Source organism: Amycolatopsis melonis (genome assembly GCF_040064235.1).
Taxonomy (GTDB): Bacteria; Actinomycetota; Actinomycetes; order Mycobacteriales; family Pseudonocardiaceae; genus Amycolatopsis; species Amycolatopsis melonis.
The window spans coordinates 106671-131310 of the sequence record NZ_JBDZYD010000011.1; the positions used below are offsets into that span (position 1 = coordinate 106671).

Sequence of the window (24640 nt, forward strand, 5' to 3'; positions counted from 1 at the left end):
CCTTCGTCACCGGTCGTACCGGATCGAGCGGTCACCCTCGTCGTCCAGCGAGCCGCTGATCCGGCCCTTCGCGCCGCTCGTCTCGAAGACGCCGCCTTCGATGCGGTACTGGCTCGCGCCGCGCTGCTGGTCGCCGCCCCCGCCGGGCGCGCCGCCCATGCCGCCCATCATGCCCATGCCCCCCATGCCGCTCATCCCGCCCATGCTCGACGAGCTCGCCGCGGCGGCCTGGTGCGCGCCCGGGTCGACCGGGGTCGCGCCGAGCCCGCCGCCGTCGGACATCGGCATCGACGCGTCGCTGCCCGTCTGGGCGCCCGGGTCGAGCGAGACGGCACCGGCGAAGTCCGGGGTCCCCGTCCCGCCGAGGGCCGAACCGAGGTTGCTCGCGCTCGCCGTCGTCGTCGCGTCACCGGCTCCGGCTCCGGCTCCCGCACCGGCGCTGGCTCCCGCGTCGGCCGTCGCCACCGCGGGCTCCGCGCCGACACTCGCGCCGACGTCGACACCGCCCGGCGTGCTGAACCCGCCGGCCGGCGCCGCCGCTTCGCTGCGCGTGAAGCCCGGGTCCGGGTTGGCCGGTGCCGGGTCCTTCGTCAGCGGGGACTCGGCCTTGGCGTCGTGCTTGATGTCCGAACTCGCGGGGTCCTTGCCGTCGGTCTTGACGTCCTTGACGTCGCCCGCCTTCGGGTCGTCCTTCTCGTCCAGCGTGTAGGTGGTCGGCTCGCCCTTGCCGTCGTCGACCGTGACGATCGTCGGGCCGTCCGGGCCCTCCGGCCGCTCCGCGGTGATCTTGAGGTTGCCGTCCTGGATGTGGATCTTGCCGTCCGGGCCCGGCTTGTAGGCGCCGTCCGCCGACGGCTGGCCGTCCTTGCCCGGGTGCTGCGCACCCTGCGGGCCGAACCCGCCCTTGTCCGCACCCGGCGCGGCGGCGTCCTTGCCGTCCGCGGCCTTGGCCTTGTCGTCGTCACCCCAGTCGAGGTGGTAGTCCTTCTTGTGGCCGTGCCCGTCGTCCACGGAGATGTCCTGCTTGCCCTCCTTGTCGGGCTCGGACATCGTGATCGTGTTGTCGCCCTTCTTGACCGACACGGTGTCGGTGTCGTCGACGTCCTTGATGGCTTCGCCGGTCTTCGGGTCGATCGGGTACGGCTCGCCGGTCGACGGGTCGACCTCCAGGGGCTTGCCGGTGATCGGGTTCTTGCCCTCCTCCGGCTTCGCGGGCACCTCGGCCTTCGGGGGCTCGGTCGCCGACGGCGTCGTGGAGCCGGTGCTCCCGGTCCCGGTGCTGCCGGTGCTGCCCGACCCGGTGTTCCCCGTGTTGCCGGTGTTCCCGGTGTTGCCCGTGTTCCCGGTATTGCCGGTGTTGCCCGTGTTGCCGGTGTTCTTGCCCTCGGTGAGCTGGTTGCGGTAGCCGTCCATGTACCGCGCGAGCGCGCCGAACTGCTGGTCGATCGTGTCCTTGGCGCTCTTGCAGGCGCCGTTGAACGCGTCGATCAGGCCCAGGTATTCCTTGCGGAACGCGCCGTCGCGCCAATAGCGGCAGACGTCCTGGCCGTACCGGATGTTCTCGTCGTTGAAGCAGCCGTCGTCGTTCTGCAGGCGCTCGGCGAGGTTCGAATTGTTGCCGTTCTTGGCGTTGACGGCGTCGATCCAGCCGGCGACCTTCATGAAGTCGTCGAATTCCTCGGTCTCGCCGTTGGCGATCTTGAGGACGTCCTTGGCCATCGGGATGTCGGCCTCGGCGATCACCGGGCGGTGCAGCTGCAGGACCTCGTCGACCTTCCTCTTGACCGTATTGAAGACCTGCGTCACGGTCTGCGGGATCAGTTTCGCCGCCCCGTCGATCTGCGCCGACAGTTCCTTGGCGTGCGGCTTGATCGTCTCGTCGTACTTGATCTCCGCCGCGGTGGCGCCCTTGCCCTTCCATTCGCCGAAGAGCGTCTGCAGCTCGGTGTCGCTCTTGCTCAGCGCGTCCTCGACGACCTTGTGCGCCTTGGCCAGGTCGTCGGCGTCGGTGAGGAACTTCTGGTACTGGATCCCGCGGTTCTCGTGGAACTTGTCCTTGAGATCGGTCTGGGAGTTCTTCTTTTCGTGCTCGCCGCCCTTGATCTGGTTCCAGACCTCGTCGGTCCACTTCGCGAGCATGTCGACCGCGACGTTGCCCTGGTCGAGCTGTTCGTCGGAACTCTTCGCGCCGACCCCCAGCGACGGCGGGGTGATGCCGTCGAGATTCTTTTTGGCCTGGTCGCGCTCGGCGGTCTGCCGTTCGTGTTCCTGCTTCTTGGCCGCGGCTTCCTGCTGGGCTTCCTTCAGCGCTTCGTCGACGTCGGCCGACGAGCCGGGCAGCCAGTCATTGCCGAAGAAATCGTCGGAATAACCCTCGATGTACTTGGCGGCGTACGCTTCTTCTTCGTCATTGAAGTTGAAGGTGTCCTCGCTGTACTCCTCCATGAGCTTGGTTTTTGCTTCCATGGAGACGTTCGGGTCGTCCAGGACCTTCTTGATTTCGGCCCATTCGGCCATCAGCGGTTACCCCCGGCCTGGTTCGCCGTCGCCCCGGCGTTGGCTTCCTGCGCGGTGTACTTGGCCCCCGCCGTCCCGATCCCGCTGCCCAGGTTCAGCAGGGCGTTCGACAGCCCGGTCATGCCCGCGCCGATCTCGTCGATCCCGGCCTTGTACTTCCCGAAGCTCTCCTGGTGCACGCGGCCGAAGTCCAGCGCGACGATCTGGGTCGGCGCGACCTTCTTCGCCTCGGTCGCCGGATCGTCGGCGACGTCCGCGAGGCGGGTCTGCGCCCGCGTCATCGCCTCCGAACTCGCTTCATACCCGTTTGGCATGGTCGCTGCCCCCTTCGATCCCACAGTCCTGGCTGGAGTTCCGGGACTGTGACGCGCCCGGACGCCGTTCGGTGCCGTCGCAGATGCACACAGAGTCTAGCGTTCGGCCGGATGGCCGACCTGCGCTTCGCCGAAGTGCACCCACCGGGGCTCAGCCGCGGGCGTGCTGCGCCTCGACCGCCTCGGCGATCACCTCGGCGACGCCGCGGATGTCCACCAGCCGCTCGAGCTCGTCCACGTCGACCGACACCCCGTAGGCCACCTCGACCCGGGAGAGCAGCTGGATCCGCTGCCGGGACGTCATGCCGAGGTCGTCGAACGGCGTCGTGTCGGTGAGCTGCTCGGGCGGGATCTCCAGCGCGAAGCTGATGATCCGCCGGATCTCGTCGACGTAGCCTGCCGGGTCAGCCATGGCGCCCATTCTCGCCCCACCAGCGGTCGCGGGCGGCGGCGCGGGCGACCTTGCCGCTGGAGGTCCGCGGCACCGTGCCCGGCGGGACCAGCCACAGCGCCCGCAGTGGCAGGTCGTGGCCCGCCGAGACGGCCCGCCGCACCGCCGTCTCGACCGGCTCGCCCGGCGCCGTGCAGCCGGCGACGACGGCGACGCCCTCGCCCCGGCCGTCCCGGACGGCGAACGCGGCGACCCGGCCCGCCCGGATCGCCGGGTGCGCGGCCGCCACCGTGGCCTCGATGTCCTGCGGGTGGTGGTTGCGGCCGTCGACGATGATCAGGTCCTTGAGCCTGCCCACGACGTACAGCAGTCCTTCGTGGACGAAGCCGAGGTCCCCTGTGGACAGCCAGCCGCCGGGCGCCAGCGGGACGTCCTGGCCCCAGTAGCGGTCGGCGACGTTCGGGCCGGACACCTGGATCTCGCCGACCTCGCCGTCCGGCCGCAGCCGCCCGGTCTCTTTGTCGACAATGCGGATCTGCTGGCCGTACGGCCGTCCCACGGACACCAGCGGCTCGCCGCTGTCCGACGCGGTGATCGTCGGCCCCTCGTCACCCGCACTGGTGACGAACACCGTCGCCTCGGCGAGCCCGTAGGCCGGTTTCTGCGCCGCACGCGGCAGCCCGAAGCGAGCGAACGCCCCGGCGAACGCCTCGACGGTCGCCGCGCGGACCGGCTCGCTGCCGTTGAGCAGGGAGTTGACGGCCGACAGGTCGACGTCGTCCAGCTCGCCCGCCGCCTCGGCGGCCAGGTCGAAGGCGAAGTTCGGGGCGGCGCTGACCACGCCAGGGTGCTCGGCCAGCAGCCGGATCCAGCGGAGCGGGTCGCGCACGAACTCCATCGGCGTGAAGAACACCGAGCGCGAGCCGAGGAACACGGGCGTGGCGATGAGCAGGACCAGGCCCATGTCGTGGAAGAACGGGACCCAGCCGGCCAGCGGCGTCGACGCGTCGGCGTGGTAGCACCGCGTGGTCTGCCAGCAGCTGGCCACCAGGGCGCGGTGCGAGATGACCGCGCCGGCCGGGCGGCGCGTCGAGCCCGACGTGTACTGCAGGTAGGCGGGGTCGGTCATGGCCACCCGGGCGGGTGACTCGGCGTCGTCGGCCGCGATGTCCTCGACCGCCAGCACGACGTCCGGGCGTCCCGCCAGCGCCGTCGTGCTCTCCAGGAGCTTCTTCGAGGTCAGGACCACCGACGGCGTCGCGCCGGCGAAGGCGGCCTCCAGCCGGGCGCGGTGCGTGCGGCCGCTCGGGACCGACAGCGGGACGGCGACGAGCCCGGCGTAGAGCGTGCCGAGGAAGGCGACGACGTAACCGAGGTCCTGGCGGGCCACGATCGCCACCCGGTCACCCGGCCGGGTGTGGCGGCGCAGTTCGCGGGCGACCCCGCGGACCCGGCCGAGCAGCTGCGGCCAGGTGAGCGTGTCGTCGACGGGCCCGGGAAAGGTGCGGCAGGTGAACGCGGGCCGGTCTTCGGCGGCGTTGCGGAGCAGGTAGTCCGTGAACGGCGTGGTCAGGACCTCGTCGGGGACGGCTGCGGGCGGCACGGGCCCATCCTGCCCTACCGTGGTGCCCCGATGGACGAGTTCGAACGGCACGGGATCGGCGTGGTCACCGGCCGCGACGCGGCCGCGCGAGCCCTGCGTGCGCCGGAGCTGACGTCGGACCCCGGCACCGGCTCGCCGAGCCTGCTGCTGCGCGACGGCGAGGAGCACGCCCGGGTGCGCGCGGTGCTGCGGGAGATCATCGCCGGGCTGGAGCCGTTCCCGGACGCGTTGCGCTCCGGGATCGAGCAGGGGGTGGCCGGGCTGGGCCCGTCGTTCGACCTGGTGCGCGACTTCGCGCGGCCGGTCGCGGGTGCGGTGACGGCCGCGGTGCTGGGCGTGCGGCTCGACGACGTCTTCTTCGACCACCTCGAGGCGACGACGGCCAACCTCGACGTCTTCGGCGGCACCGACCGGGCCGGGCAGGCGTCGGCGTTCCGGCTCGCGGTGCAGCTCAGCCGGCTTCCGGCGGGCCCGGGCGGCCTGACGGCACTGCGGGCGGCGCACGCGGCCGGACGGCTCGACGACGACGAGCTGACGTTCACCCCGGTCGTCCTGGCGCACGCGGCGTACGAGAACTCGCTGAACTTCCTGGCCTGCGCCGGGCTGGAGCTGGCGTCCGGCGCGGCTGCGGGCAGCGTCCGTGCGCAGGTGACGTCGATCTGCCCGGCCCGCTACGTGCTGCGCTTCGGCGCCGAGGGCCCGGTGGCGATCTCCCTGGCCGACGGCCTGCCGTTCGGCCTCGGCCCGCACGCGTGCCCGGGATCGGGCGTGGCACTGGCCGAGGCGGAGATCGCGCTCGGCGCGCTGGCGAAGGTGCTGGAACGGGGCTGCCGGGTCAGTGACGTGGCGTGGAAGACCCACCCGGTGTTCCACGGCCTGGCTCAGGCGTGGGTCGAGTTGTCGTGAGTGGTAATTAGGGTTCTAACGCGAATTACCACTCACGACAAGCTGCGGCAGACTCAGGAAACCGCCGAGACCACTCCGGCCAGGCGGTCCGCCGCGGCCTGGGCCGTCGACTGGGCCGGCGCCTCGACCATCACGCGGACCAGCTGCTCGGTCCCGGACGGGCGCAGCAGCACCCGGCCTTCCTCGCCCAGCTCGGCCTCGACCGCGTCGACCGCGTCGCGGACCTCGGCCGAGCCGGCGACCGCCGCCTTGTCCGCGACCGGGACGTTGACCAGGACCTGCGGCAGCCGGTTCATCACCGCCGCCAGGTCGGCGAGGGACTTGCCCGTCTCGGCCATGCGGCTCATCAGGCGCAGCGCCGTGAGGAGGCCGTCGCCCGTGGTCGCGTGGGCGGGCAGCACGACGTGGCCGGACTGCTCGCCGCCCAGTGCGAAACCGCTCGCCCGCAGCTCCTCGAGGACGTACCGGTCGCCCACCGCCGTCGTGACGACGTGGATGCCGTGCGCCTTCATCGCCAGGTGCAGGCCGAGGTTGCTCATCACCGTCGCGACCAGGGTGTCCTTGGTCAGCTCGCCGGACTCGGCCAGCGCGAGCGCCAGCACCGCCATGATCTGGTCGCCGTCCACCAGCTCGCCGGCGGAGTCGACGGCCACGCAGCGGTCGGCGTCGCCGTCGTGGGCGATGCCGAGGTCCGCGCCGTGGGCGACGACCGCTTCGCGCAGCTTCGCGGGGTGGTTGGAGCCGCAGTGCTCGTTGATGTTGATGCCGTCCGGGTCGGCGTGCAGCGCGACGACCTCGGCGCCGGCCCGGCGGTAGACCTCGGGCGCGGCCGCGGAGGAGGCGCCGTTGGCGCAGTCGACGACCACCTTCAGCCCGGCGAGCGGGTGCGGGGTGGCGTCGAGCAGGTGGGCAGCGTAGCGGTCGAGCGCGTCTTCGACGTCGGTGACCCGGCCCACGCCGGCGCCGGTCGGGCGGACCGCGTCGGCGGACAGGCCCGCCTCGATCTCGTCCTCGATGCCGTCGGGGAGCTTGTGCCCGCCCGCGGCGAAGAGCTTGATGCCGTTGTCGGGCATCGGGTTGTGCGACGCCGAGATCATCACGCCCAGGTCGGCGTCGAGCGCGCCGACCAGGTAGGCGACGGCCGGGGTGGGCAGGACGCCGACCCGGCGCACGTCGGCCCCGGCGGAGGTCAGCCCCGCCACGACCGCGGCTTCGAGCATCTCGCCGCTGGCCCGCGGGTCACGGCCGACGACGGCGACCGGCCGGTGCGAGCGGTCGTGCGCGGCGAGCACGCGGGCGGCGCTGGCCGCCAGCGCGAGTGCCAGCTCCGGCGTCAGCTCGGCGTTGGCCAGGCCACGGACCCCGTCGGTACCGAACAGGCGTGCCATCGATCGACCTCCTTGTGGGAACACCACGACAACCTAGCGATCCTGACGGACCGCGCTCCCCCACCCCTGGATGTCGCTCCGAACAGCGAAAACGACACAGAACCCCCGGAAAACGCCGGAGCGCCCATCCGATGGACGGATGGGCGCTCCGGTGGTTGCGCCGCAGGGCGCGATCAGCGCTTGCTGTACTGCGGGGCCTTGCGGGCCTTCTTGAGGCCGTACTTCTTCCGCTCCGTGGCGCGGGCGTCACGGGTGAGGAAGCCGGCCTTCTTGAGGGCCGGGCGGTCGTCGGCGTCGACCTCGACGAGCGCACGGGCGATCGCCAGGCGCAGCGCACCGGCCTGGCCGGAGACGCCGCCGCCCTTGAGGTTGGCGAAGATGTCGAACGAGTCCGGCTTCTCGACCGTGACCAGCGGCTCGCGGATGAGCTGCTGGTGCACCTTGTTCGGGAAGTACTCCTCGAGCGAGCGGCCGTTGAGCTTGAACTCACCGGTGCCCGGGACGACCCGCACGCGGACGACGGCCTCCTTGCGGCGGCCGACGGTCTGGGCGGTGCCGCCCGCGGCCCGCGACGGACGCGGCGCGGCGGGGGTCTCGCTGGTCGCGACGGCGCCCTCGGTCGCCTCCGACAGCTCGGTGACCTCGGGGATCTCGGTCTCGGTGCTGGTCACAGACTGTTCCTCACTCACTGCGCGACCTGCGCGATCTTGGTGATCTCGCGCGCCTGCGGCTGCTGCGCGGCGTGCGGGTGCTGCGGGCCGGCGTACACCTTCAGCTTCTTCGCCTGGGCGCGGCCGAGCTTGTTCTTCGGCAGCATGCCCTTGACGACCTTCTCGACAAGGTGCTCGGGCTTGGTGTCGAGCAGCTCGCCGAACGAGCGCTTCCGCAGACCGCCCGGGTAACCGCTGTGCCGGTACGCGAACTTCTGCTCGCGCTTGTTACCGGTGAGCGCGACCTTCTCGGCGTTGACGATGATGACGAAGTCACCGGTGTCCACGTGCGGGGCGTAGGTCGGCTTGTGCTTGCCGCGCAGCAGCGTGGCGACCTCGGTCGCCAGCCTTCCGAGCACGACATCCTCGGCGTCGATCACGTGCCAGGCACGAGTGACGTCGCCGGGCTTGGGGCTGTACGTGGGCAAGGGTCTACCTCGTCGTCAACATTGCGTGTGGGTTCTGTGCGGGCCTAGCGCTTACGCGCCGCAGCGCACAACGACATATGAAGATACCCCCACGCCTGCCGCGGTCGTGCATCGGGGTGGGTTGAGGTGGCCATACTAGGCTTCGAGCGGCCCGGGCGCAGCCGGGATCCTACCCGGTTTTCCCGCCGAATCGCCTGCAAGCGCCGCCGCGACACGCGAGGATGGGGGCATCCGGGCGGGCACACGCGAGCAGGGGACGGCGATGAGGAAACGACCGACGGCGATCTTCGTGCTGGCCGCCGTCCTGGCACTGGCCAGTGCCTGCGGGCAGGCGAAGGCGGGCACCGCGCTGCCGAAGGGCGACGACGCGGCCGACTACGTCGGCGCCAAGTTCGAGCAGGTCATCCGCAAGCTCGACGACGCCATCACCGGCAACCGCGACGTCACCAACTCCCTCGACGCGTACCTCAAGTTCGACGACAAGTGGATCCACAGCGTCGTGACGTCGGCCCGCACCGGGAACCCGGAGAGCCGGGTGGTGCGGCACCGTTCGCTGAAGAACCCCGACGAGATCATCGACACGTACACGCCCGCGGACGGCACGGTCGAGTACACGTACCTGGGCCCGGTCTACGTCCAGAAGGGCGTCTCGCCGACGGCGTGGGTGTCGATGCCGAAGCCCGAGGCGGGCCTGGTCCAGCCGTGCGTGTGGGTCGGCGTGATGACGGCGTGCCGGATGGCGGACTCGACGGTGGACGCCTACCAGGCCGACAAGCGCGCGGTCCGCGGGGCGAAGAGCCTCGGCGACGGCAAGACGGCGCTCACGGTCAACGTGCCGTTCGGGATCTTCGTCAAGAACAAGGTCGAGATCCTGCCGCAGAGCCTGGTCGACCAGGTCGGCCCGGAGCTGAAGAAGGCGATGGTGCCCGCCACGATCACGCTGAACCCGGACGGCAGCCTGGTGTCGTTCGCGATGGAGGCCAAGTTCTCCGGCGACGGTCACCAGATCGAGCTGAAGTACGAGTTCAAGTTCACCGGCAGGGCAAGCCTGCAGGACATGCCGAAGCTGCCGGACGCGGCCCAGATCACGGTGCTGCCCGACCGGGCGGCGATGAACGAGTTCTACCGACGGCTCGGCGAAGCGCAGGGCAGCTGAGGCGTGATGACGACCCGAGGTGATCTCCGATGACCCAGCCGCCCGAACAGCAGCCGCAGTGGTGGCAGCCGGACGCGAACCCGCAGGGCACTTCCCAGCCGGGTGCGCCGGGCGCGTGGCAGCCCGAGCAGCAGGCGACCGGCCCGCACGCCGGACAGTGGCAGCAGAACGCCGACCCTGGCACGGCGACCGGCTCGTACACGGGACAGTGGGGTGCGGGGCAGGGTGGGGCCAGTGGCTCGTTCTCCGGGCCCTGGCAGCCGGGACAGCCCGGGCAGCCGGGTGGCGGGCCTTGGCAGCCTGGCCAGCCGGGGCAGCCTCAGTCGGGCCAGCCGAGCGGCGGGGCCTGGCAGCCGGGGCAACCTCAGCCGGGCCAGCCGAGCGGCGGAGCGTCGCAGCCGGGGCAGCCCGGGCAGCCGGGTAGCGGGCCTTGGCAGCCTGGCCAGCCGGGGCAGCCTCAGCCGGGCGACGGAGCATGGCAGCCTTCCCAGGCCGAGCAGCCGGGCGCGGGCTCGTGGCAGGCCGGGCAGCCAGGCGGGGGACCGTGGCAGCCATCCCAGCCGGAACAGCCGGGCGCCGGGGCGTGGCAGCCATCCCCGACCGAGCAACCGGGCGCGGGCTCGTGGCAAGCGGCGACACAAACTGCACAGCCGGGCAACTCGCCGTGGCAGCCGCCGTCCCAGCCGGTTCCCGCCGCGTCTCCGACGGCGACGCCCGGCCACGGGCAGCCCCAGCCGCAGTTCGGTGGCGGGTTCCAGCCGTCGCAGTACGGGGGGCTTGGTGCCTTTGCCGCGGAGCCCGAAAAGACCCCCAAGTCGAAGAAGCCCTTGCTGATTGCCGGGGCCGCCGTTCTAGTTCTCGCCCTTGGCGGGGGCGCTGCCTGGCTGTTCGGCGCCTTCCGCGGTGATGTCCTCGACCAACAGTCCCTTCAGGACGGTGTGGTCAAGGTTCTCAACGAGAGCTACGGCGAGCCCGACGTGAAGAACGCGCAGTGCCCGGCGAACGAGGCCGCCGAGAACGGCACCACCTTCGACTGCACCGTCAGCATCGGGGGACAGCCGAAGAAGGTGACCGTGCGGGTTCTCAACGACCGGCCCGAGTACGAGGTCGGTGCGCCGCACTGACCTCCCCACATTTCCTGCCCTGTAACGGAAAACGGCGGGCCCCGCACCGGAGTGCGGGCCCGCCGTGGTTTCCGGGGCTACCGGCTCAGAACAGGCCTTCGACGGCGTTGTCCGTCTGCTGGTAACCGTCGGCGATCTGCGGCAGGGCGGCGGCGATCTGCGCCAGAACCTGCTTCAGGTCCTCGAACTTCTGGTCCCAGGTGCGCTGGGCGGCGTCGTACTGCTCCTTCGCGGCACCGGTCCAGGTGGTGACCAGCGGCTTGAGGTCGTCCTTGAGCCGGTCGAAGGCGGCCTGCAGCTCGCCCCCGGTCTGCTGGCAGTCGTCAGCAGCGGCGCGGATGGTGGCGTAATTGACGACAATGCCGGCGTCAGGCATGATGTGCTCCCTTTGTGCTCAGAAAGTCGGTTGGAGGAAAGGAAAGTTCAGGGACGGGCTCAGCCGAGCGCGTCGAAGCCCTTGTTCACGGCGCTCAGGATTTCCTGCTGCTGCTGCTCGGAGCGCTCGTACTTCGAACCGGCTTCGCGGAGGAGCTCACCGATGCGCTGCAGGGCCTGGGCCATGCCGCGGGCGTCCTCGTCGAACCGCATCATCACGTGGTCGAAAGCCTTCTGGGCCTCACCCTGCCAGCCGGCACGGGTGGCCTCGATGCGGTCGCGCAGCGTCGAGAGGTTCTGGTCCATCTGGGCCCGCACCTCGGTGACCTTGCCCTCGGCATCGGTGAACTGGGCAACTGTTCCCTGGAATCCCTGGCCGGCGCTCATACCGGTACCCCCTTCATAAGAGTGGTGGTTGGCCGTACTCGGCTTGTTCGTTCGTACGGCCCTACGACGCAGACACTGCCACGTCCGGTTCCCCCTTGTCGTGGTTTGCCCGGAAGTAGTTGCTTGCGTGAACGCCCGGCCCCGGAACCGGTCGCCGCGCGTGTCCGGCAATGACCCCGAACCGGCGACACGTCACCCGGAAAAGCGTTGCCCACCAGCGGGATTAGCACGCGCACAGCGACCGGCGGCGCCGCGTCACTGATCGCGTTTCATGATTCGCATCTGGGAAAAGTCTTCGTCCTCATCACCCGATCGAGGGGCGCGGACCGGAGATTGCGAACGCGAAGGAACCGGATCGGGAACCGCGGGAACCGCCAGCCCGCGGGCGCGGCGGAATCGTTCGGCGGCCGCGCGCAGCGTGCCCGGCGTCGGATCGCCGGACTTCGCGCCGCGCCCGCTCTGCTTGAGCAGCTCGGCGTTCTCGCTGTGCCGTCGGCGGCTGCGCGCCAGCGCGTTCCCGGCGACGCGCCGCGCATGCGTCACCGCGTCCTGCCCGGCCCGCCTGAAGGACGCCGCGGCGCTTTCGAACTCTTCGGACGGCACCGCGTGCCTCCTGTTCTCAGTTGACGATCTCGACCGTGCGCACGGCCTGCGTGCAGGCGGCCGACACCCGGTCCCGCAGCGCGGCCGTGGCGTACTGGCAGCCCACGTGGACGCGGACCTTGCCCTTTGCGACGACGTACCAGTCGACCTGGATGTCGGGCCGGTCCGGCTTGACCTCGTGGTAGAAGATGACGGACTTGCCGGCGTAGGAAGCAGCGGGGTCGAACCCGCTCCAGCGCCCCGGCTCCCGTTCCGCGCCCTTCCGGAGCTCGTCGGCGAGCTTCTGCGGGTCCGCGGTCGCGTCGTAGTCCATGACGATCTCCTGCACGGCCAGCAGGTCGTTGCCGTCGCGGGACTCCTGCGGGTGGATGACGACCTGCTTCTGGGCGACCCGGTCGTCGGTCTGGACCCAGTCCTCCGGCGCGACGAACCGGTAGTCGTACTGCGAGAGCGTCCGGCCGCTTTCGGCCTGGCCGCCGCGGTCGCCGAACACGAAGATCCCGCCGACGACGAGCGCGGCCACGACGACCACGGCACCGGCGGCCAGTCCCCACAGCTTGCCCCGGCTCTTCGGCTTCCCGGGCGCCGCGGCGGGCCGGGCGGCGGGCGGGCCGGACGGCGCGGGCTGCCCGGCGGGCGGCGTCCACGGCCGGGCGCCCTGCGGCCCGGGCGGCGGCGGTGCCTGCCGGTTCGGGAACGAGCCGGGCGCACGCGGCGGCACCGGGCGCGGGGCGACGTCGCCGGGGCGGACGACCTCCGTGCGCTGGGCTGCCGGGGCGAGCGTGCCACCGGGGGCCGCGCCCATCCGGGCCATCGCTTCGCCGGGGAGCGCGCCGGTGCGGTCCGGGTCCACCAGCACGGCCCGCAGCGCGCCGCGGGCGACGACCGTCTCGGGCTGGTCGAGGCTCGTCGGCACGACCCCGGTGCGTTCGTGCACCAGCCGCGAGATCATCGGGATCCGGCTCGACCCGCCGACGAGGAAGATCGCCGTGAGCTGCTTCGGCCGCAGGCCGGCGTCGCCGATCGCGGCCACGGTCAGCTCGACCGCGCGGCCCAGCGGGTTCGCGATCAGCCGTTCGAGGTCCTCGCGGGTGACGTGCGCGTCGGCGAACGGCGGCGGCATCGGCACGTCGGTGTAGGCGTGCCGCGACAACGTCTCCTTCGCGCCCCGCACGTCCTGACGCAGCACGCGGCGCCGTCGCCGGTCCACCAGCTCGCGGCCTTCGACGAGCTGGCGCCACGCCTCCGGGTCGGCCGCGGACACCAGCGAGCCGACGTGCTCCAGCAGCGCCTGGTCGATGTCCGCGCCGCCGAACCCGGGGTCGCCGCGGGTGGCGAGCACCTGGAACCCGCCGCGCTGCGGCCGCCCGGCCCGGTCCCGCGCGGCGTCCGGCGGCAGCCGCCGCACCACGCTGACGTCGACCGTGCCGCCGCCGAGATCCAGCACCGCGAGCGCGTCACCGGGACGGCCGCTGAACTCCACGGTCCGGTCGTTCTTCACGTCCTGCGGAGCGAACGTCGCCGCGTGGTAGACCGCCGCCGCAACCGGCTCCGGCACCAGCGCGACCTCGCGCGCCAGCCCGCCGGCGGCCTGCCTCAGCAGCCGCGTGCGGATCGCGCCCCAGTCCGCCGGGTGGGTCAGCACCAGCAGGTCGACCTCGGCGTCCCCGGCCAGGCGGCGTGCTTCGGACACCGCACGGCCGAGCACGGCGTGCACGACGTCGGTCACCCGCAGGACGTTCTCGCCGAGCAGCAGCTCACCCTCGTCGATCCGCCGCTTCGGGTTCGGCTCGTACCGCGACGGGTCGACCGCGGCCTGCCGTTCGGCCTCCTGGCCGACGAACAGCGTGCCGTCGGCCGCCGCGTACACCGCCGAGGACATCAGGGGCTGGCCGTCGATCACCACGACCTGCGGCTCGCGCCCGTTCACCGAGGCGACGACACAGGTGCTCGATGTCCCGAAGTCCACCGCAACCCGGACCGTCACCAGCAGCTCCCGCAATTTTCGTCGCGATCCCCCGCGCCCCGCCGCCGGGACGCACTCCCGGGGAGGAACCTACCCACCCCGCCGGGAGCGCGTCCGGCCGCCGTCGTCAGTCGGGCTGGATCCACGACACCTGGATCAGCTGCTTGCCCGACTTGCGGGTCAGCAGGTTGCCCCGGCCCGGCGGCATCGCGCTCGGCTTGATGTTGCCGACCAGCGCGCCTTCGTCGCGGGAACCGTTCATGACCATGCCGGGGGCCGCGATCTCCTTGAGCTTGCCGATGATCGGGTCGTACATCGCCTTGCTCGCGCCACCGGTGCGGCGCACGACCACCAGGTGCAGGCCGACGTCCTTGGCCTGCGGCAGGAAGTCGGAGATCTTCCGCAGCGGGTTGTTCGTCGACGTCGCCACCAGGTCGTAGTCGTCGACCAGGATGAACAGCTCCGGCCCCTTCCACCAGGACCGCGTCTTCAGCTGCTCCTGCGTGACGTCCGGGCCAGGCAGGCGCCGCGTCATCGAGTTGAAGACGTCGCCGATCATGCTCTCCAGCTGCGCGGCGGACACCGCGTAGCCGAGCAGCGAGTCGCCCTGGATGAAGCCGAGCATCGTGCGCCGGTAGTCGACCAGCAGGATGAGCGCTTCCTTGGCGGTGTAGCGCTCGGAGATGCCCCGGGCGATCTGCCGCAGCAGGTTCGTCTTCCCCGACTCGCCGTCGGCGAAGGCGTAGAAGTGCGGCTCGGCGTTGAAGTCGAGGTAGATCGGCTGCAGGTCCTCCTCGTTGACCCCGATCGGGATCAGCTTGGAGTCGCGGGCGGTGTCGAGCTTGAGCACCTCGTCGTAGGTGATCATCTCGGGCAGCAGGCGCACCTGCGGCGCCACGCGGCCCCGCCACGCACCCTTGATCTTCGCCACCGCGTCGGCCACGCCCGCCGCCACCGTCTCCGGGTCGCTGGACCCGTCGATCCGCGGCAGGCCGCCGAGCATGTGCAGCTTCTCGCGGGTCAGGCCGCGGCCCGGCCTGCCGGGCGGGACGTTGACCGCGACGCGCCGGTCGATGTCCGACTCGGTCGGGTCACCGAGGCGCAGCTCGAACCGGGTGCCCAGCATGTCCTTGATCGCCGGGCGGATGTCGGCCCACCGGTTGGCGGCGACGATGACGTGCACGCCGTAGGACAGACCCTGCGTCGCGAGCCGGGTGATCGTGGTTTCCAGCTCTTCGAAGTCGTCGCGCAGGGCCCGCCAGTTGTCGACGACCAGGAACGCGTCGCCGAACGGGTCCTGGTCCGGCCGGATCTCGCCGCGGCGCTTGCGGTTGCGGAACTCGGTCATCGAGTCGATGCCCATCGCCCCGAACCGGCCTTCCCGCTCGGTGAGCAGGGTGGTCAGCTCGGCCACGATCCGGCGGGCCTTGTCCGGCTCGCGCCGGGCCACCGCGACGCCACCCACGTGCGGCAGGTCGGCCAGACCCGCCAGGGTGCCACCACCGAGGTCGAGGCAGTAGAACTGCGCTTCCTCGGGGGTGTGCGTCAGCGCCATCGACATGATCAGCGTCCGCAGCATGGTCGACTTGCCCGACTGCGGCCCGCCGACGATCACGCCGTGCCCGGCCGCACCGGAGAAGTCCGCCCACAGCGGGTCACGCCGCTGCTCGTACGGCCGGTCGATGATGCCCAGCGGCACCTGCAGCCGCCCGTTGCCGAAGAAGCCGACCGGGGACAGGCCGCGGTCGTCGGTCGGGTTCAGGTTCGGCAGCAGCGTGTCGAGCGAGTTCGGGTCCTTCAGCGGCGGCAGCCACACCTCGTGTGCCGGCGGGCCCTGGCCCACCAGCCGCGAGACGATGACGTCCAGTTCGGACGGTTCCACCGCCTCTTCCGACTGTGCCTGCTGCTGCACCGGCGCCTCGATCTGCTGCGGCTCCGGCTCCTTCGGCAGCTCGACGAAGTCCGGGACGAACAGCTGCGGCCGCTTGTCCGCGCGGACCACGGTCGCCGCCGGGCCCGCCGCCTTGATGCCTGCCGGGCGGTACGGGCCCGAGACGTAGGCCGCCTTGAACCGCACCAGCGTCGAGGTGTCGTACTTGAGGTACCCGCCACCGGGCACCGACGGCAGCTCGAACGCGTCCGGCACGCCGATCGCGGCGCGGGATTCGGCCGCGGAGAACGTCTTGAGGCCGATCCGGTACGACAGGTGCGAGTCCAGGCCGCGCAGCTTGCCCTCTTCCAGGCGCTGCGACGCGAGCAGCATGTGCATCTGCAGCGACCGGCCCAGCCGCCCGATGGCGACGAACAGGTCGATGAAGTCGGGCTTGGCGCTCAGCAGCTCGGAGAACTCGTCGCAGACGATGAACAGCGCGGGCAGCGGGTCGAGGTCGGCGCCGTTTTCGCGGGCCTTCTCGTATTCCCAGACGTTCTTGAAGTTGCCGCCGTTCTTCAGCGCCTCCTGGCGCCGGTTCATCTCGCCCGCCAGCGCGTCCTTCATGCGGTCGACCAGCGTGACCTCGTCGGCGAGGTTGGTGATGACCGCGGAGACGTGCGGGGCCTTGTCGAGACCGAGGAACGTCGCGCCACCCTTGAAGTCGACGAGGACGAAGTTCAACGTCGACGACGAGTGCGTGGCCAGCAGGCCCAGGACCAGGGTGCGGAGGAACTCGGACTTACCGGAACCGGTGGCGCCGATGCACAGGCCGTGCGGGCCCATGCCCTCGGCGGCGGCCTCCTTGATGTCCAGCTCGACCGGCTGGCCGTACTCGCCGACGCCGAACGGGACGCGGTAGCGGTCGCGGATCGGCCGCGGCCGCCACGCCTGCTGGACGTCGAAGGTCATCGGGTCACCCGGGATGCCGAGCAGCTCCAGCAGCGACGGGTTGGACAGCAGCGGCTCTTCGTCGCCGACGTCCTGGCCGGCGGCGCCGCCGACGCGGTACGGCGAGATGAGCCGGGCCAGCGACTCGGTCTCGACCAGGCTGAGGGTGTCCGGGCGGCCGAACCACTCGACGCCGCCGGCACTGCGCGCACCGAGCCGCTCGGCCTCGACGACCAAGCGGAGGCCGCGGCGGGCGGCGAGGTTGCCGATCGAGTCGGACAGGTCGATCAGCGTGACGCCGACCAGGCCCTCCTCGAGGATGATCTGCTCTTCGCGGGTGACCTCGGCGTCGTCGATGACGATCACGACGTGCGGCTGGTCCGGCGCCGGGGTGGCGTTGCGGGAGAAGCGCTGGCGGTCACGCAGTTCTTCGTCGAGCCAGTTTTCGATCTGGGCCAGCGAACCGGCCATCATGCGGAGCTGGCCGATGCCGTCGGCGAGCGTGGGGTGCTGGACGTGCGGCAGCCACTTCGCCCACTCCCACTCCTCCTTCGCGCGGCCCGCGGTGGCGACCGCGATCAGCACGTCGTCGGGGCTGTGGAAGGTGACCAGCTGCGCGAGCATGGCGCGGGTGAGGCCGCGGGTCAGCGCGCGGTCGCCCTGCATGCTGACCGCGGCGAACCCGCGGAGGGTGATCTGGGTCGGCAGGTCCGGCACGATCGAGTGCGCGCGCACGAACCGGCGCAGCGCGAGGGTGGCGATCGGCTCCAGCTCGTCGACCGGCCCGGTCTGCGGCGGGACCAGCCGCGTCGCGAGGCGGTGCGAGCTGCGCCCGACGCGCAGGTGCAGGAAGTCCTGGTCGTTCTGGCGGCGCTCCCACATGCGGCGGCTGGCGGCCAGCGACCACAGGGACTGGGGGTCGGGGTGCACCCATTCGAGCGCGGCACGCTGGTCGACCATCGCCTCGCGGGCCCGGTCGCGCATCTGGCCGAGATAGCGGAGGTAGTCCTTGCGGTCCTCGTCCATCTCGGCGCGCTTGGCACCGCCGCCCTTGCCACCGCCGCCGGCCATCATCCCCAGCGTCCCGACGACCATCATGCCGCCCATGGCCATCATCATCGGGTTCCGGTTGCTGGCCTGGAACATGAAGACCATCATCCCGAGCGACGCGACGATCATGACGACCGGAAGCGCCTTCATCACGATGTTCCCGGGAATGACCCGGGGCACCTCGGGCGGCGGCTCCAGGTGCACCTCACCGCCCGGCGGACGCGGTGCCGCCAGCCGCGGCGACTTCTTGAACTGCAGCGTGCTCATCGAAGGACCCCTCTTCAAACTCGACGATGGCGGCCACCGCGTTGGTGCGCAAGGTGCGCGCATCAACCTATCGAACGCCGCGGGGGAATTCCGGCGGATGCCGTAACCGCCCTCGTGAGCGTGGTGCTTGCCTCGCCTGGCGAGTGTACGGCGGGGCACCGACAGTAATCGCCGCGTCCGGCCGGTGAGCTGCGGCGGAGGGGTGCCGGCGTACGGCGGTCGCGACCAGCCCCCACCTGCCGCTGCCGGTGATTTTCGGACGTTCGGTGATGCCCGCGCCGCCGTTCGGTATAAGTTCCCCCGGGAGCAGTCTCATCAGAGCGGGGGCAGTGCGGTGGCTACGGGCACGACAGTTTTCAGCAGGGTGACGGTCGTCGCGCCGTCCACCCGGATCGACGTGGCGCTGCCCGCCGACGTCGCGGTGGCCGATCTGCTGCCGATGCTGCTGGACATGGCCAAGGAGACCTCGCCGGACGGCGGGGCCCGCCACGGCGGCTGGGCGCTGGCCAAGCTCGGGGACGCCCCGCTCGACCCCAGCCGGACGCTGGCCTCGCTCGGCGTCGTCGACGGTGAGCTGCTGCAGCTGCGCAAGCGCAACGAGAACCCGCCGCCGCCGCTGTACGACGACGTCGTCGACGCCATCGCCGAGTCCACTCCGGACAGCTTCCGCCCCTGGACCAAGGAGACCGCCAACCGGTTCGGGCACATCGCCGGCGGGCTGGCGCTGGTCGCCGCCGCCGTCGCCCTGTTCATGAGCGGTTCCTTCTACGGCGGCAGCGCGCTCGGGGCCGCCATCGCCGGCGGCATCGGCGCGATCGCGTGTGTCGCGGTCGGCGCGACGCTCGCCAAGGCGTACCAGGCCGAGGCCACCGGCGTGCTGATCGCCGCGGCGGGCGGCCTGCCTTTGGCGTTCGTCAGCGGCTTCTACATCGTGCCAGGGCTGTCGCTGCGGGCGAACCTGCTGCTCGGCGCGGTCCTGGTGATCATCGTCGCGTCGGTCTGCATCCTGGTCATCGGCGCGGGCATCACGACGTTCATCGCGGCGGCCACCGCCGGCACCTTCGGCGCGCTGGCCTTCCTGTTCGGCACGCTCGTCGCGCACCCGGCGGCCGGGATCGCGGCAGGCACGGTCGCCGTCGCACTGGCCTGCATCTCCATCCTGCCGCGCGCCACGATCTGGCTCGCGAAGCTGCCGCTGCCGCACGTGCCGAGCAACGCCGAAGAGCTGAAGGAAGACTCCGGCTTCCCCGACTACCGGGCGATCGAGCGCCGCACCGCCGTCGCGCACAACTACATGACCGGCCTGATGGTCGGCTGCGGCGCGACGGTCGCGATCTCCGCGATCATCGCCGCGACCGCGCCCGGCGCGTTCGGGATCATCCTCGGCGTCGTCGCGACGCTCGTGCTGCTCCTGCGCGCCCGCGCGTACGCCAACGGCAGCCAGGCGATCGCCCTGCTGACCACCGGCCTGGTCTCGGCCACCGGCATCGCCGTCGGCTGGCTGGTCTCGGCGAGCGCCGAGAACCGCCTGCTCTACGTCTTCGGGGTGCTGATCCTGCTCGCCGCGGGCGCGCTCGTGGTCGGCGTGATCTTCCCGAACCAGCGCTTCTCGCCGCCGCTGCGGCGCACGGTGGAGATCATCGAAGCGATCTGCATCGCCTCCGTGCTCCCGCTCGCCCTGGGTGTGATGGACCTCTACACCACCCTGCGGCACCTGAACTTCAAGTGACCGGATCGGGTGAATCTCGGATGGCAGCAGGACGTCCCTTCGGCCTGACCCGCCGCACCACGACGGCCGTGTTCGCCGGCACGATCGGCGTCCTCGCCTCGCTCGGCGGGGCGGTGCCGGCACAGGCACAGACCAAGCCGGCGGACGGCTACTTCGCGACCCCGCCGCCGGTCGACATGTCCAAGCTGCTCCCGGACTCCCGGCAGCCGGACAAGGCCTACAAGCAGACCAAGGGCTGCGTCCAGCGCAGCGTCCTCGGCCAGAACATCGTGCTGAAGAACCGGCCGTGGGGCCAGGACTACCTGCAGATCGCGAAGGCACAGGAGATCGTCAAGGCGGCCACCGGCAGCGCCGGGGGCGGAATCAAGGTGGCCGTGGTCGACACCGGCGTCACCCACCACCCGTGGTTTCAGAACCGGCTCCTGTCCGGCGGCGAGTACGTCGCGAAACCGAACGGCAAGCAGGACGGGCTCGAAGACTGCGACGGCCACGGCACCGAGGTCGCCGGCATCATCGCGGCGAAGCCCGACAACCCGGAGGTCGGGTTCATCGGTGTCGCCCCGGACGCCACGATCGTGTCCTACCGGCAGCTGAGCGAGAACTACGAGCCGGACAAGCAGGCAGGCTCGAGCACTCCGCCGTCGTCGTCCGGCACCAACCCGCCACCGTCCGGGTCGAACACCGCGCTGCCGCCGAGCGGCGGAGGCGGCGGCAGCAGCGAAGGCGACGGGACGTCTCCCGGGCAGTCCAACGGCGGCCGCCAGCTCGAGAAGGCAGGCACCGCGGGCACCCTGAAAACACTGGCCCAGATCATCCGCGGCATCGCCGACCGGCACGAGGCCGACGTCATCAACATGTCGGTCGACAACTGCCGGACCGCGGACGGCTCGATCACCGAAGGCGAGCAGCAGGTCCAGGCGGCCGTGCACTATGCGGCGTCGCAGAACATCGTGATCATCGCCGCGGCGGGCAACGCCACCGACACCTGCCCGCAGAACAACCAGCCGGACGCGCGGAAGCCGAAGACGATCGTGACCCCGCCGTGGTTCGCCGACGACGTGCTGTCGGTGGGTGCGATCGACGAGTCCGGCAGTGTGGCGCCGTTCAGCGTGCACGGCCCGTGGGTGGGTGTCGCGGCGCCCGGCACGAAGATCATCTCGCTCGACCCGGCCGAAGGGTCGGACGGCCTGGCGAACCTGACCTACGAAAACGGCGACAAGCCCAGCGAAATCCAGGGCACGAGCTTCGCGGCGCCGTACGTCGCCGGCCTCGCGGCGCTGGTCAAGGCGAAGTACAAGAACCTGGACGCCAAGGGCATCGTCAACCGGATCAAGCAGACGGCCCAGCACCCGGCCGCGCCGGGCGGGCGCGACAGCTACGTCGGCTACGGGGTCATCGACCCGGTCGCGGCGCTGACGCAGGTGCTGCCGTCGGAGGTGGGCGGCATGGCACCGGCCGCGGCACCGCAGACCGCCCAGCTCCCGCCGGCGAACGACCGCAGCTCGACGCCGGTGATCGTGGCACTGGCAGGCACCGGCGGCGGTCTCGTGGCGCTGCTGATCACGCTGTTCGTGATGCACACGATCCGGCGCAACCGCCCGGCCGATCGCTGAAAGCCGTGAATGGCCCATTGCCGGACTTGGCGTCCGGGAATGGGCCATTCACGGCTTCGGGGTGACTACTTCGACGGCGGCGCCGGGGGTTTCTTGTCCGGTGACGGCGGGTTCTCGTCGACCCCGATCACCGGCGGCGCCACCAGGTCCGGCTCGCCCAGCAGGTCCGCGGACTTCGTCACCGGGCGCGTCTTCGCCGGGCGCCGTCGCTGACCGCCGCCCGAGCCGAACGCGCCGAAGCCCATCATCGGCATCATCGGCAGGCCGGACGTGGTGCCGTGGTGCTCCTGGGCCGGTGGCTGCGAGGCGTCGTCGGCGTCGGCAGGCTTCTCGGGGTCGCTCGTCGACGAGGGTGTCATCACCGCGTCCGCCGGTTCGGTCAGGGCGTCGTCGTGCAGCTTGAACCGCTCCTGCGGGTAGCGGTGCCGGATCTCGATGCTGCGGGACGCCGCGTCCGGATCGTCGACGCCGTTGCACAGCCGGTCGAACGCCTCCAGCACGTCGCGCGCCGTTTCGTGCAGGGCCTTCGCCGACTCCTGCGTCTCCTGCAGCTGCGTGCGTGCCCGCTTGCTGCCGCCGCTGGGCAGCAGCATCGTTTCCGACGTCAGCTCCGCCGCGTCCACCAGCACCTCGACCAGGTCGACGACGATGTGGCGGACCGTCTCCACCAGCTCGTCGAGCGCGCCGGCCAGTGCGTTCAGCGCCTCCTGGAGGTCGCCGCCTGCCGCGCCGATTTCCCGGATGTACGCCACGAACGCGTCCGCGTCGCGGCCTTCCCAGCCCGCGTCGAGGCGGCCCAGCTGGTCGTCCAGGCGCGTGGAGACCTCGGCGGCGACCGACGCCGCCTCGCGCAGGCGGTCCGCTTCGGCGCCGAGGTCGGCCCAGCGGCCGACCAGCGGCCGGAAGTACGTCTCGACCGGGTCGATGACACCCAGTTCGCGCGCGAGGTCCGACAGGTACCCCAGGTACGGCTCGGCGGCCGCCGTCAGGTCCTCCCCCGGCGGGGTGAAACTCCCGGTGGTCATCCCTCGAGCCTCCCGGCCCGCTTGATCAGCTCGGCGGCCTCGTCGTCCTGCCCGCCGTGCCGGACCGTCACGTGCCGCAGGGCCTCGGCGGCCGAGCGCAGCGCCTCCGCGCCGTCGGCCAGCTGACGCCGCAACGCCCCGGCGGCACGGCCGTACGACTCGCCGAGCCCCAGCCGGGCGCCGAGTTCGCCGTACGACTCGCCGGAGACGCCGTCGGCCCCGATCCCGGCCGCCGCCGCGTCCAGGTCGTCGGCGGCCGCCTCGGCCGTCTTGGCGTACTCGGCGACGACGACGCCGTCCATCCTCAAGCCGGCCACGGCACCTCCGCTCTCAGCTGGATCCTCGAGCGTGTGACGCCCAGTGCGGACCGGCGGTTCCGGTCAGTTCCCCGCCTGCTGCGCCGGGGTCGGGAACGAGCCCGCGTTGGGGTCGATCGGCACCGAGTCGAACTGCCGCAGGACGTCCTGCGTGTTCAGCGACGCCCCGGTGGGCAGCAGCCCGATGATCGACTCGGGCGCGGGCTGGCGGTTGTTGAGACCGATCGCGTCCGCGGTCCTCGCGTCCGGGACGCTGTAGCGGATGCCCCGGTCGGAGATCAGCTGGATCTGGCCCTTGCCGAAGCTGGCCTTGCCGGTCGCCGACTGGACCACCGCGGCGAACCCGGGCTTGAGGTAGAAGCCGTTGATCGGCACCCGGTTCGGGCCGGGCGTGGTCATCGGCATCATGGCGAACTTCTCGCCGGTGGCCTTCTGGCCGGGCAGCTGCGTGTCGACGTACACCGACGTGTGCCCGTCCTGATCGGCGCCGGAGCCGACCAGCGACCAGCCAAGGCAGGCGACCGACGAGTTCTTCGTCGCGTCGAGCACGGTCGGGACCGACCGCGGGAAGTCGTCGACCGGGATGTAGTCGGGGTCGGCCGGCTGCAGGATGCGGACGCCGGCCAGCTTGTCCAGGCCCAGCGTCTGGATCCGGCCCGAGCTGCCGTTCTTCGCGACGCGCATGATGTCCGCGACCGCGTTCGACACCTTCTGGATGCCGGTGGTGGTGATCGCCCAGAACTCCTGCGGCGCCCCGGCGGGCTGCGTGGCGAAGACGTCGCCCGCGGTCAGGCCGTCGAAGTCCGCGGGGGCCTGCCCGGCCTGGATCGACGGCGGCGTGAGCTTCGGCACCTCGGGGATCGCGTTCAGCAGGCCCTGGGTGATCTTCCGCGGCTTCTGCTGCAGCCCCAGCGCCGTGCGGACGGCGTCATTGGCGTTGTTCACGTCGATCTCGGCGCGCACGGTGTTGGCGTTCGGCCGGTTCCGCGAGCTCGGCAGCCGGTAGATCAGGTAGGTCTTGCCGTCGTCGGCGGTCGCCAGCAGCGCCTCGTTCTCGCCCAGCTCGTTGCCGAGCCCGCTCGGCGCGACGCCGCCGAAGACGTAGGTGTTGGTCCGGCCCGTGTCGGGGTTCGGCAGCGACGGCTCGAGCTGAACCTGGTCACAGACCGCCCAATTGGGGGAAATTCGCTGGGAATCCGACGGGATCAGCTGCGGGCCGTCCGGAATTCCGGTCAGTTTGTCGCGCGGAATGGACTCCAGCTGCTCGTCCGAAACGATGGTGGGATTCTTCACAGCTGCCGGGGCGGCGGGCGCCGGAGCCGCCGTCGCGCCGCCGGCCGCGCCCGCGCTCGACTGGTTCTGCTGCGCCAGCAGGAGAAGCCGCGCGGAGGCGAGGTTGAAGGTCGGGATGAGCTTCTTCGGGTTGCCCGCCACGACGTAGACGGTGCCGGACTGCTCACCGATCACGATGTTCCCGGATTCGGGCACCGACGGCTTCGGGCTCAGCAGGCCCCACACCACGAAGACGATCATGCCGAGCACGCCCAGCACGACACCCACGATCGTGGCCCTGGTGTGGGTGCGCATCGGGTCGTGCAGCATCACGGCGTCCCGCCGGACCAGCGCCGACTGCATCCGCCGTAGGACGAACTGATACGCCTGGACCTGAGACTTAGTCGTGGGTGTTGATGGCATTCTCGACCTACAGCTCTCCCCGTCGCGGTACGGTTCCGCAGGATAGCCGTACGGGGACCGTCTGGTGTGGGGTTTCTACCAACTCAAGCTAGTGTCGGACACCCCGGGACCCGGCTTCTGGGTACTCAGCAAGCACGAGGGGAAGAGAAAGCGCGGATGTCCGTCACCAACCCGCCACGTCCGCCTGGCCCGCCCGGGCCCCCGCCGCCCGGCCGCCAGCCGGGCCAGCCGCCCCGGCCGGGCAGACCCGGCGGC

General features: G+C 71.4%; 20 protein-coding genes. 5 read left to right on the forward strand and 15 right to left on the reverse strand.

Going from position 1 to position 24640, the window contains the following annotated elements; all coding sequences use genetic code 11:
• Positions 1–6 precede the first annotated feature (6 nt).
• The 4 genes from ABJI51_RS28215 to ABJI51_RS28230 all read right to left on the reverse strand — a co-directional run bounded on the left by ABJI51_RS28215 (position 7) and on the right by ABJI51_RS28230 (position 4825).
• Complete coding sequence (locus ABJI51_RS28215) at positions 7–2517, reverse strand: WXG100 family type VII secretion target (RefSeq protein WP_348954078.1); 2511 nt, start codon at positions 2515–2517, stop codon at positions 7–9.
• Complete coding sequence (locus ABJI51_RS28220; RefSeq protein WP_348954079.1) at positions 2517–2831, reverse strand: hypothetical protein; 315 nt, start codon at positions 2829–2831, stop codon at positions 2517–2519. The genes ABJI51_RS28215 and ABJI51_RS28220 overlap by 1 nt, the downstream gene beginning before the upstream one ends.
• 151 nt (positions 2832–2982) lie before the next feature.
• A complete protein-coding gene (locus ABJI51_RS28225) occupies positions 2983–3243 on the reverse strand; it encodes an acyl carrier protein (protein WP_348954080.1) in 261 nt (86 codons plus the stop codon).
• Positions 3236–4825: a fatty acyl-AMP ligase gene (locus ABJI51_RS28230; protein WP_348954081.1), complete on the reverse strand. Its 1590-nt coding sequence runs from the start codon at positions 4823–4825 to the stop codon at positions 3236–3238. The genes ABJI51_RS28225 and ABJI51_RS28230 overlap by 8 nt, the downstream gene beginning before the upstream one ends.
• Positions 4826–4855: 30 nt before the next feature.
• On the opposite strand from ABJI51_RS28230, the gene ABJI51_RS28235 reads away from it, so the two are divergent.
• Entirely contained in the window at positions 4856–5731 is an 876-nt protein-coding gene (locus ABJI51_RS28235) for a cytochrome P450 (RefSeq protein WP_348954082.1), read from the forward strand.
• A 53-nt stretch (positions 5732–5784) separates the two neighbouring features.
• Here ABJI51_RS28235 and glmM read toward each other — a convergent pair whose 3' ends face one another.
• From glmM to rplM, 3 genes are all read right to left on the reverse strand, one after another.
• Positions 5785–7119 carry a phosphoglucosamine mutase gene (glmM, locus tag ABJI51_RS28240; RefSeq protein ID WP_348954083.1) on the reverse strand — a complete coding sequence of 445 codons (1335 nt, stop codon included), beginning with the start codon at positions 7117–7119 and terminating at the stop codon, positions 5785–5787.
• A gap of 173 nt (positions 7120–7292) precedes the next feature.
• Entirely contained in the window at positions 7293–7790 is a 498-nt protein-coding gene (gene rpsI, locus ABJI51_RS28245) for a 30S ribosomal protein S9 (protein WP_348954084.1), read from the reverse strand.
• A gap of 14 nt (positions 7791–7804) precedes the next feature.
• The gene (gene rplM / locus ABJI51_RS28250; protein WP_004560141.1) at positions 7805–8257 is read right to left on the reverse strand and encodes a 50S ribosomal protein L13; all 453 of its coding nucleotides are present in this window, start codon (positions 8255–8257) and stop codon (positions 7805–7807) included.
• A 262-nt stretch (positions 8258–8519) separates the two neighbouring features.
• On the opposite strand from rplM, the gene ABJI51_RS28255 reads away from it, so the two are divergent.
• The gene (locus ABJI51_RS28255) at positions 8520–9413 is read left to right on the forward strand and encodes a hypothetical protein (protein ID WP_348954085.1); all 894 of its coding nucleotides are present in this window, start codon (positions 8520–8522) and stop codon (positions 9411–9413) included.
• A 29-nt stretch (positions 9414–9442) separates the two neighbouring features.
• Positions 9443–10537: a DUF4333 domain-containing protein gene (locus ABJI51_RS43615; RefSeq protein ID WP_431605669.1), complete on the forward strand. Its 1095-nt coding sequence runs from the start codon at positions 9443–9445 to the stop codon at positions 10535–10537.
• Positions 10538–10622: 85 nt separating this feature from the next.
• Here the strand turns inward: ABJI51_RS43615 and ABJI51_RS28265 are convergent, their stop codons facing one another.
• The 5 genes from ABJI51_RS28265 to eccCa form a co-directional block, all read right to left on the reverse strand.
• On the reverse strand, positions 10623–10913 hold the full coding sequence (locus ABJI51_RS28265) for a WXG100 family type VII secretion target (protein WP_348954086.1): 291 nt from the start codon (positions 10911–10913) through the stop codon (positions 10623–10625).
• A 59-nt stretch (positions 10914–10972) separates the two neighbouring features.
• A complete protein-coding gene (locus ABJI51_RS28270; protein ID WP_348954087.1) occupies positions 10973–11299 on the reverse strand; it encodes a WXG100 family type VII secretion target in 327 nt (108 codons plus the stop codon).
• A 255-nt stretch (positions 11300–11554) separates the two neighbouring features.
• Positions 11555–11902 (reverse strand): hypothetical protein, encoded by a 348-nt coding sequence (locus ABJI51_RS28275; protein ID WP_348954088.1) that lies wholly within the window; start codon positions 11900–11902, stop codon positions 11555–11557.
• 16 nt (positions 11903–11918) lie between these two features.
• Positions 11919–13889: a type VII secretion-associated protein gene (locus ABJI51_RS28280; protein WP_348954089.1), complete on the reverse strand. Its 1971-nt coding sequence runs from the start codon at positions 13887–13889 to the stop codon at positions 11919–11921.
• 106 nt (positions 13890–13995) lie between these two features.
• Positions 13996–18006, reverse strand: a complete 4011-nt coding sequence (gene eccCa / locus ABJI51_RS28285; protein WP_348954090.1) for a type VII secretion protein EccCa — start codon at positions 18004–18006, stop codon at positions 13996–13998.
• Positions 18007–18370: 364 nt separating this feature from the next.
• On the opposite strand from eccCa, the gene eccD reads away from it, so the two are divergent.
• Together eccD and mycP are read left to right on the forward strand one after the other, a co-directional pair.
• Positions 18371–19735 carry a type VII secretion integral membrane protein EccD gene (eccD, locus tag ABJI51_RS28290; RefSeq protein WP_348954091.1) on the forward strand — a complete coding sequence of 455 codons (1365 nt, stop codon included), beginning with the start codon at positions 18371–18373 and terminating at the stop codon, positions 19733–19735.
• A gap of 20 nt (positions 19736–19755) precedes the next feature.
• Complete coding sequence (gene mycP, locus ABJI51_RS28295) at positions 19756–21348, forward strand: type VII secretion-associated serine protease mycosin (RefSeq protein ID WP_348954092.1); 1593 nt, start codon at positions 19756–19758, stop codon at positions 21346–21348.
• Positions 21349–21413: 65 nt separating this feature from the next.
• On the opposite strand, the gene ABJI51_RS28300 is transcribed toward mycP, so the two are convergent.
• The 3 genes from ABJI51_RS28300 to eccB all read right to left on the reverse strand — a co-directional run bounded on the left by ABJI51_RS28300 (position 21414) and on the right by eccB (position 24385).
• Positions 21414–22373 (reverse strand): WXG100 family type VII secretion target, encoded by a 960-nt coding sequence (locus tag ABJI51_RS28300; RefSeq protein WP_348954093.1) that lies wholly within the window; start codon positions 22371–22373, stop codon positions 21414–21416.
• Positions 22370–22690, reverse strand: coding sequence for a hypothetical protein (locus tag ABJI51_RS28305; protein ID WP_348954094.1), 321 nt, complete (start codon positions 22688–22690; stop codon positions 22370–22372). The genes ABJI51_RS28300 and ABJI51_RS28305 overlap by 4 nt, the downstream gene beginning before the upstream one ends.
• A gap of 63 nt (positions 22691–22753) precedes the next feature.
• A complete protein-coding gene (gene eccB, locus ABJI51_RS28310; RefSeq protein WP_348954095.1) occupies positions 22754–24385 on the reverse strand; it encodes a type VII secretion protein EccB in 1632 nt (543 codons plus the stop codon).
• Positions 24386–24640: the final 255 nt, after the last annotated feature.

What these genes read in the sequence shown, in the direction of transcription:
- ABJI51_RS28215 (WP_348954078.1), bottom strand. Translation starts at nt 2,517, where the DNA reads ATGGCCGAATGGGCCGAAATCAAGAAGGTCCTGGACGACCCGAACGTC.
- ABJI51_RS28220 (WP_348954079.1), bottom strand. Translation starts at nt 2,831, where the DNA reads ATGCCAAACGGGTATGAAGCGAGTTCGGAGGCGATGACGCGGGCGCAG.
- ABJI51_RS28225 (WP_348954080.1), bottom strand. Translation starts at nt 3,243, where the DNA reads ATGGCTGACCCGGCAGGCTACGTCGACGAGATCCGGCGGATCATCAGC.
- ABJI51_RS28235 (WP_348954082.1), top strand. Translation starts at nt 4,856, where the DNA reads ATGGACGAGTTCGAACGGCACGGGATCGGCGTGGTCACCGGCCGCGAC.
- glmM (WP_348954083.1), bottom strand. Translation starts at nt 7,119, where the DNA reads ATGGCACGCCTGTTCGGTACCGACGGGGTCCGTGGCCTGGCCAACGCC.
- ABJI51_RS28255 (WP_348954085.1), top strand. Translation starts at nt 8,520, where the DNA reads ATGAGGAAACGACCGACGGCGATCTTCGTGCTGGCCGCCGTCCTGGCA.
- ABJI51_RS43615 (WP_431605669.1), top strand. Translation starts at nt 9,443, where the DNA reads ATGACCCAGCCGCCCGAACAGCAGCCGCAGTGGTGGCAGCCGGACGCG.
- ABJI51_RS28265 (WP_348954086.1), bottom strand. Translation starts at nt 10,913, where the DNA reads ATGCCTGACGCCGGCATTGTCGTCAATTACGCCACCATCCGCGCCGCT.
- ABJI51_RS28270 (WP_348954087.1), bottom strand. Translation starts at nt 11,299, where the DNA reads ATGAGCGCCGGCCAGGGATTCCAGGGAACAGTTGCCCAGTTCACCGAT.
- eccCa (WP_348954090.1), bottom strand. Translation starts at nt 18,006, where the DNA reads ATGAGCACGCTGCAGTTCAAGAAGTCGCCGCGGCTGGCGGCACCGCGT.
- mycP (WP_348954092.1), top strand. Translation starts at nt 19,756, where the DNA reads ATGGCAGCAGGACGTCCCTTCGGCCTGACCCGCCGCACCACGACGGCC.
- ABJI51_RS28300 (WP_348954093.1), bottom strand. Translation starts at nt 22,373, where the DNA reads ATGACCACCGGGAGTTTCACCCCGCCGGGGGAGGACCTGACGGCGGCC.
- eccB (WP_348954095.1), bottom strand. Translation starts at nt 24,385, where the DNA reads ATGCCATCAACACCCACGACTAAGTCTCAGGTCCAGGCGTATCAGTTC.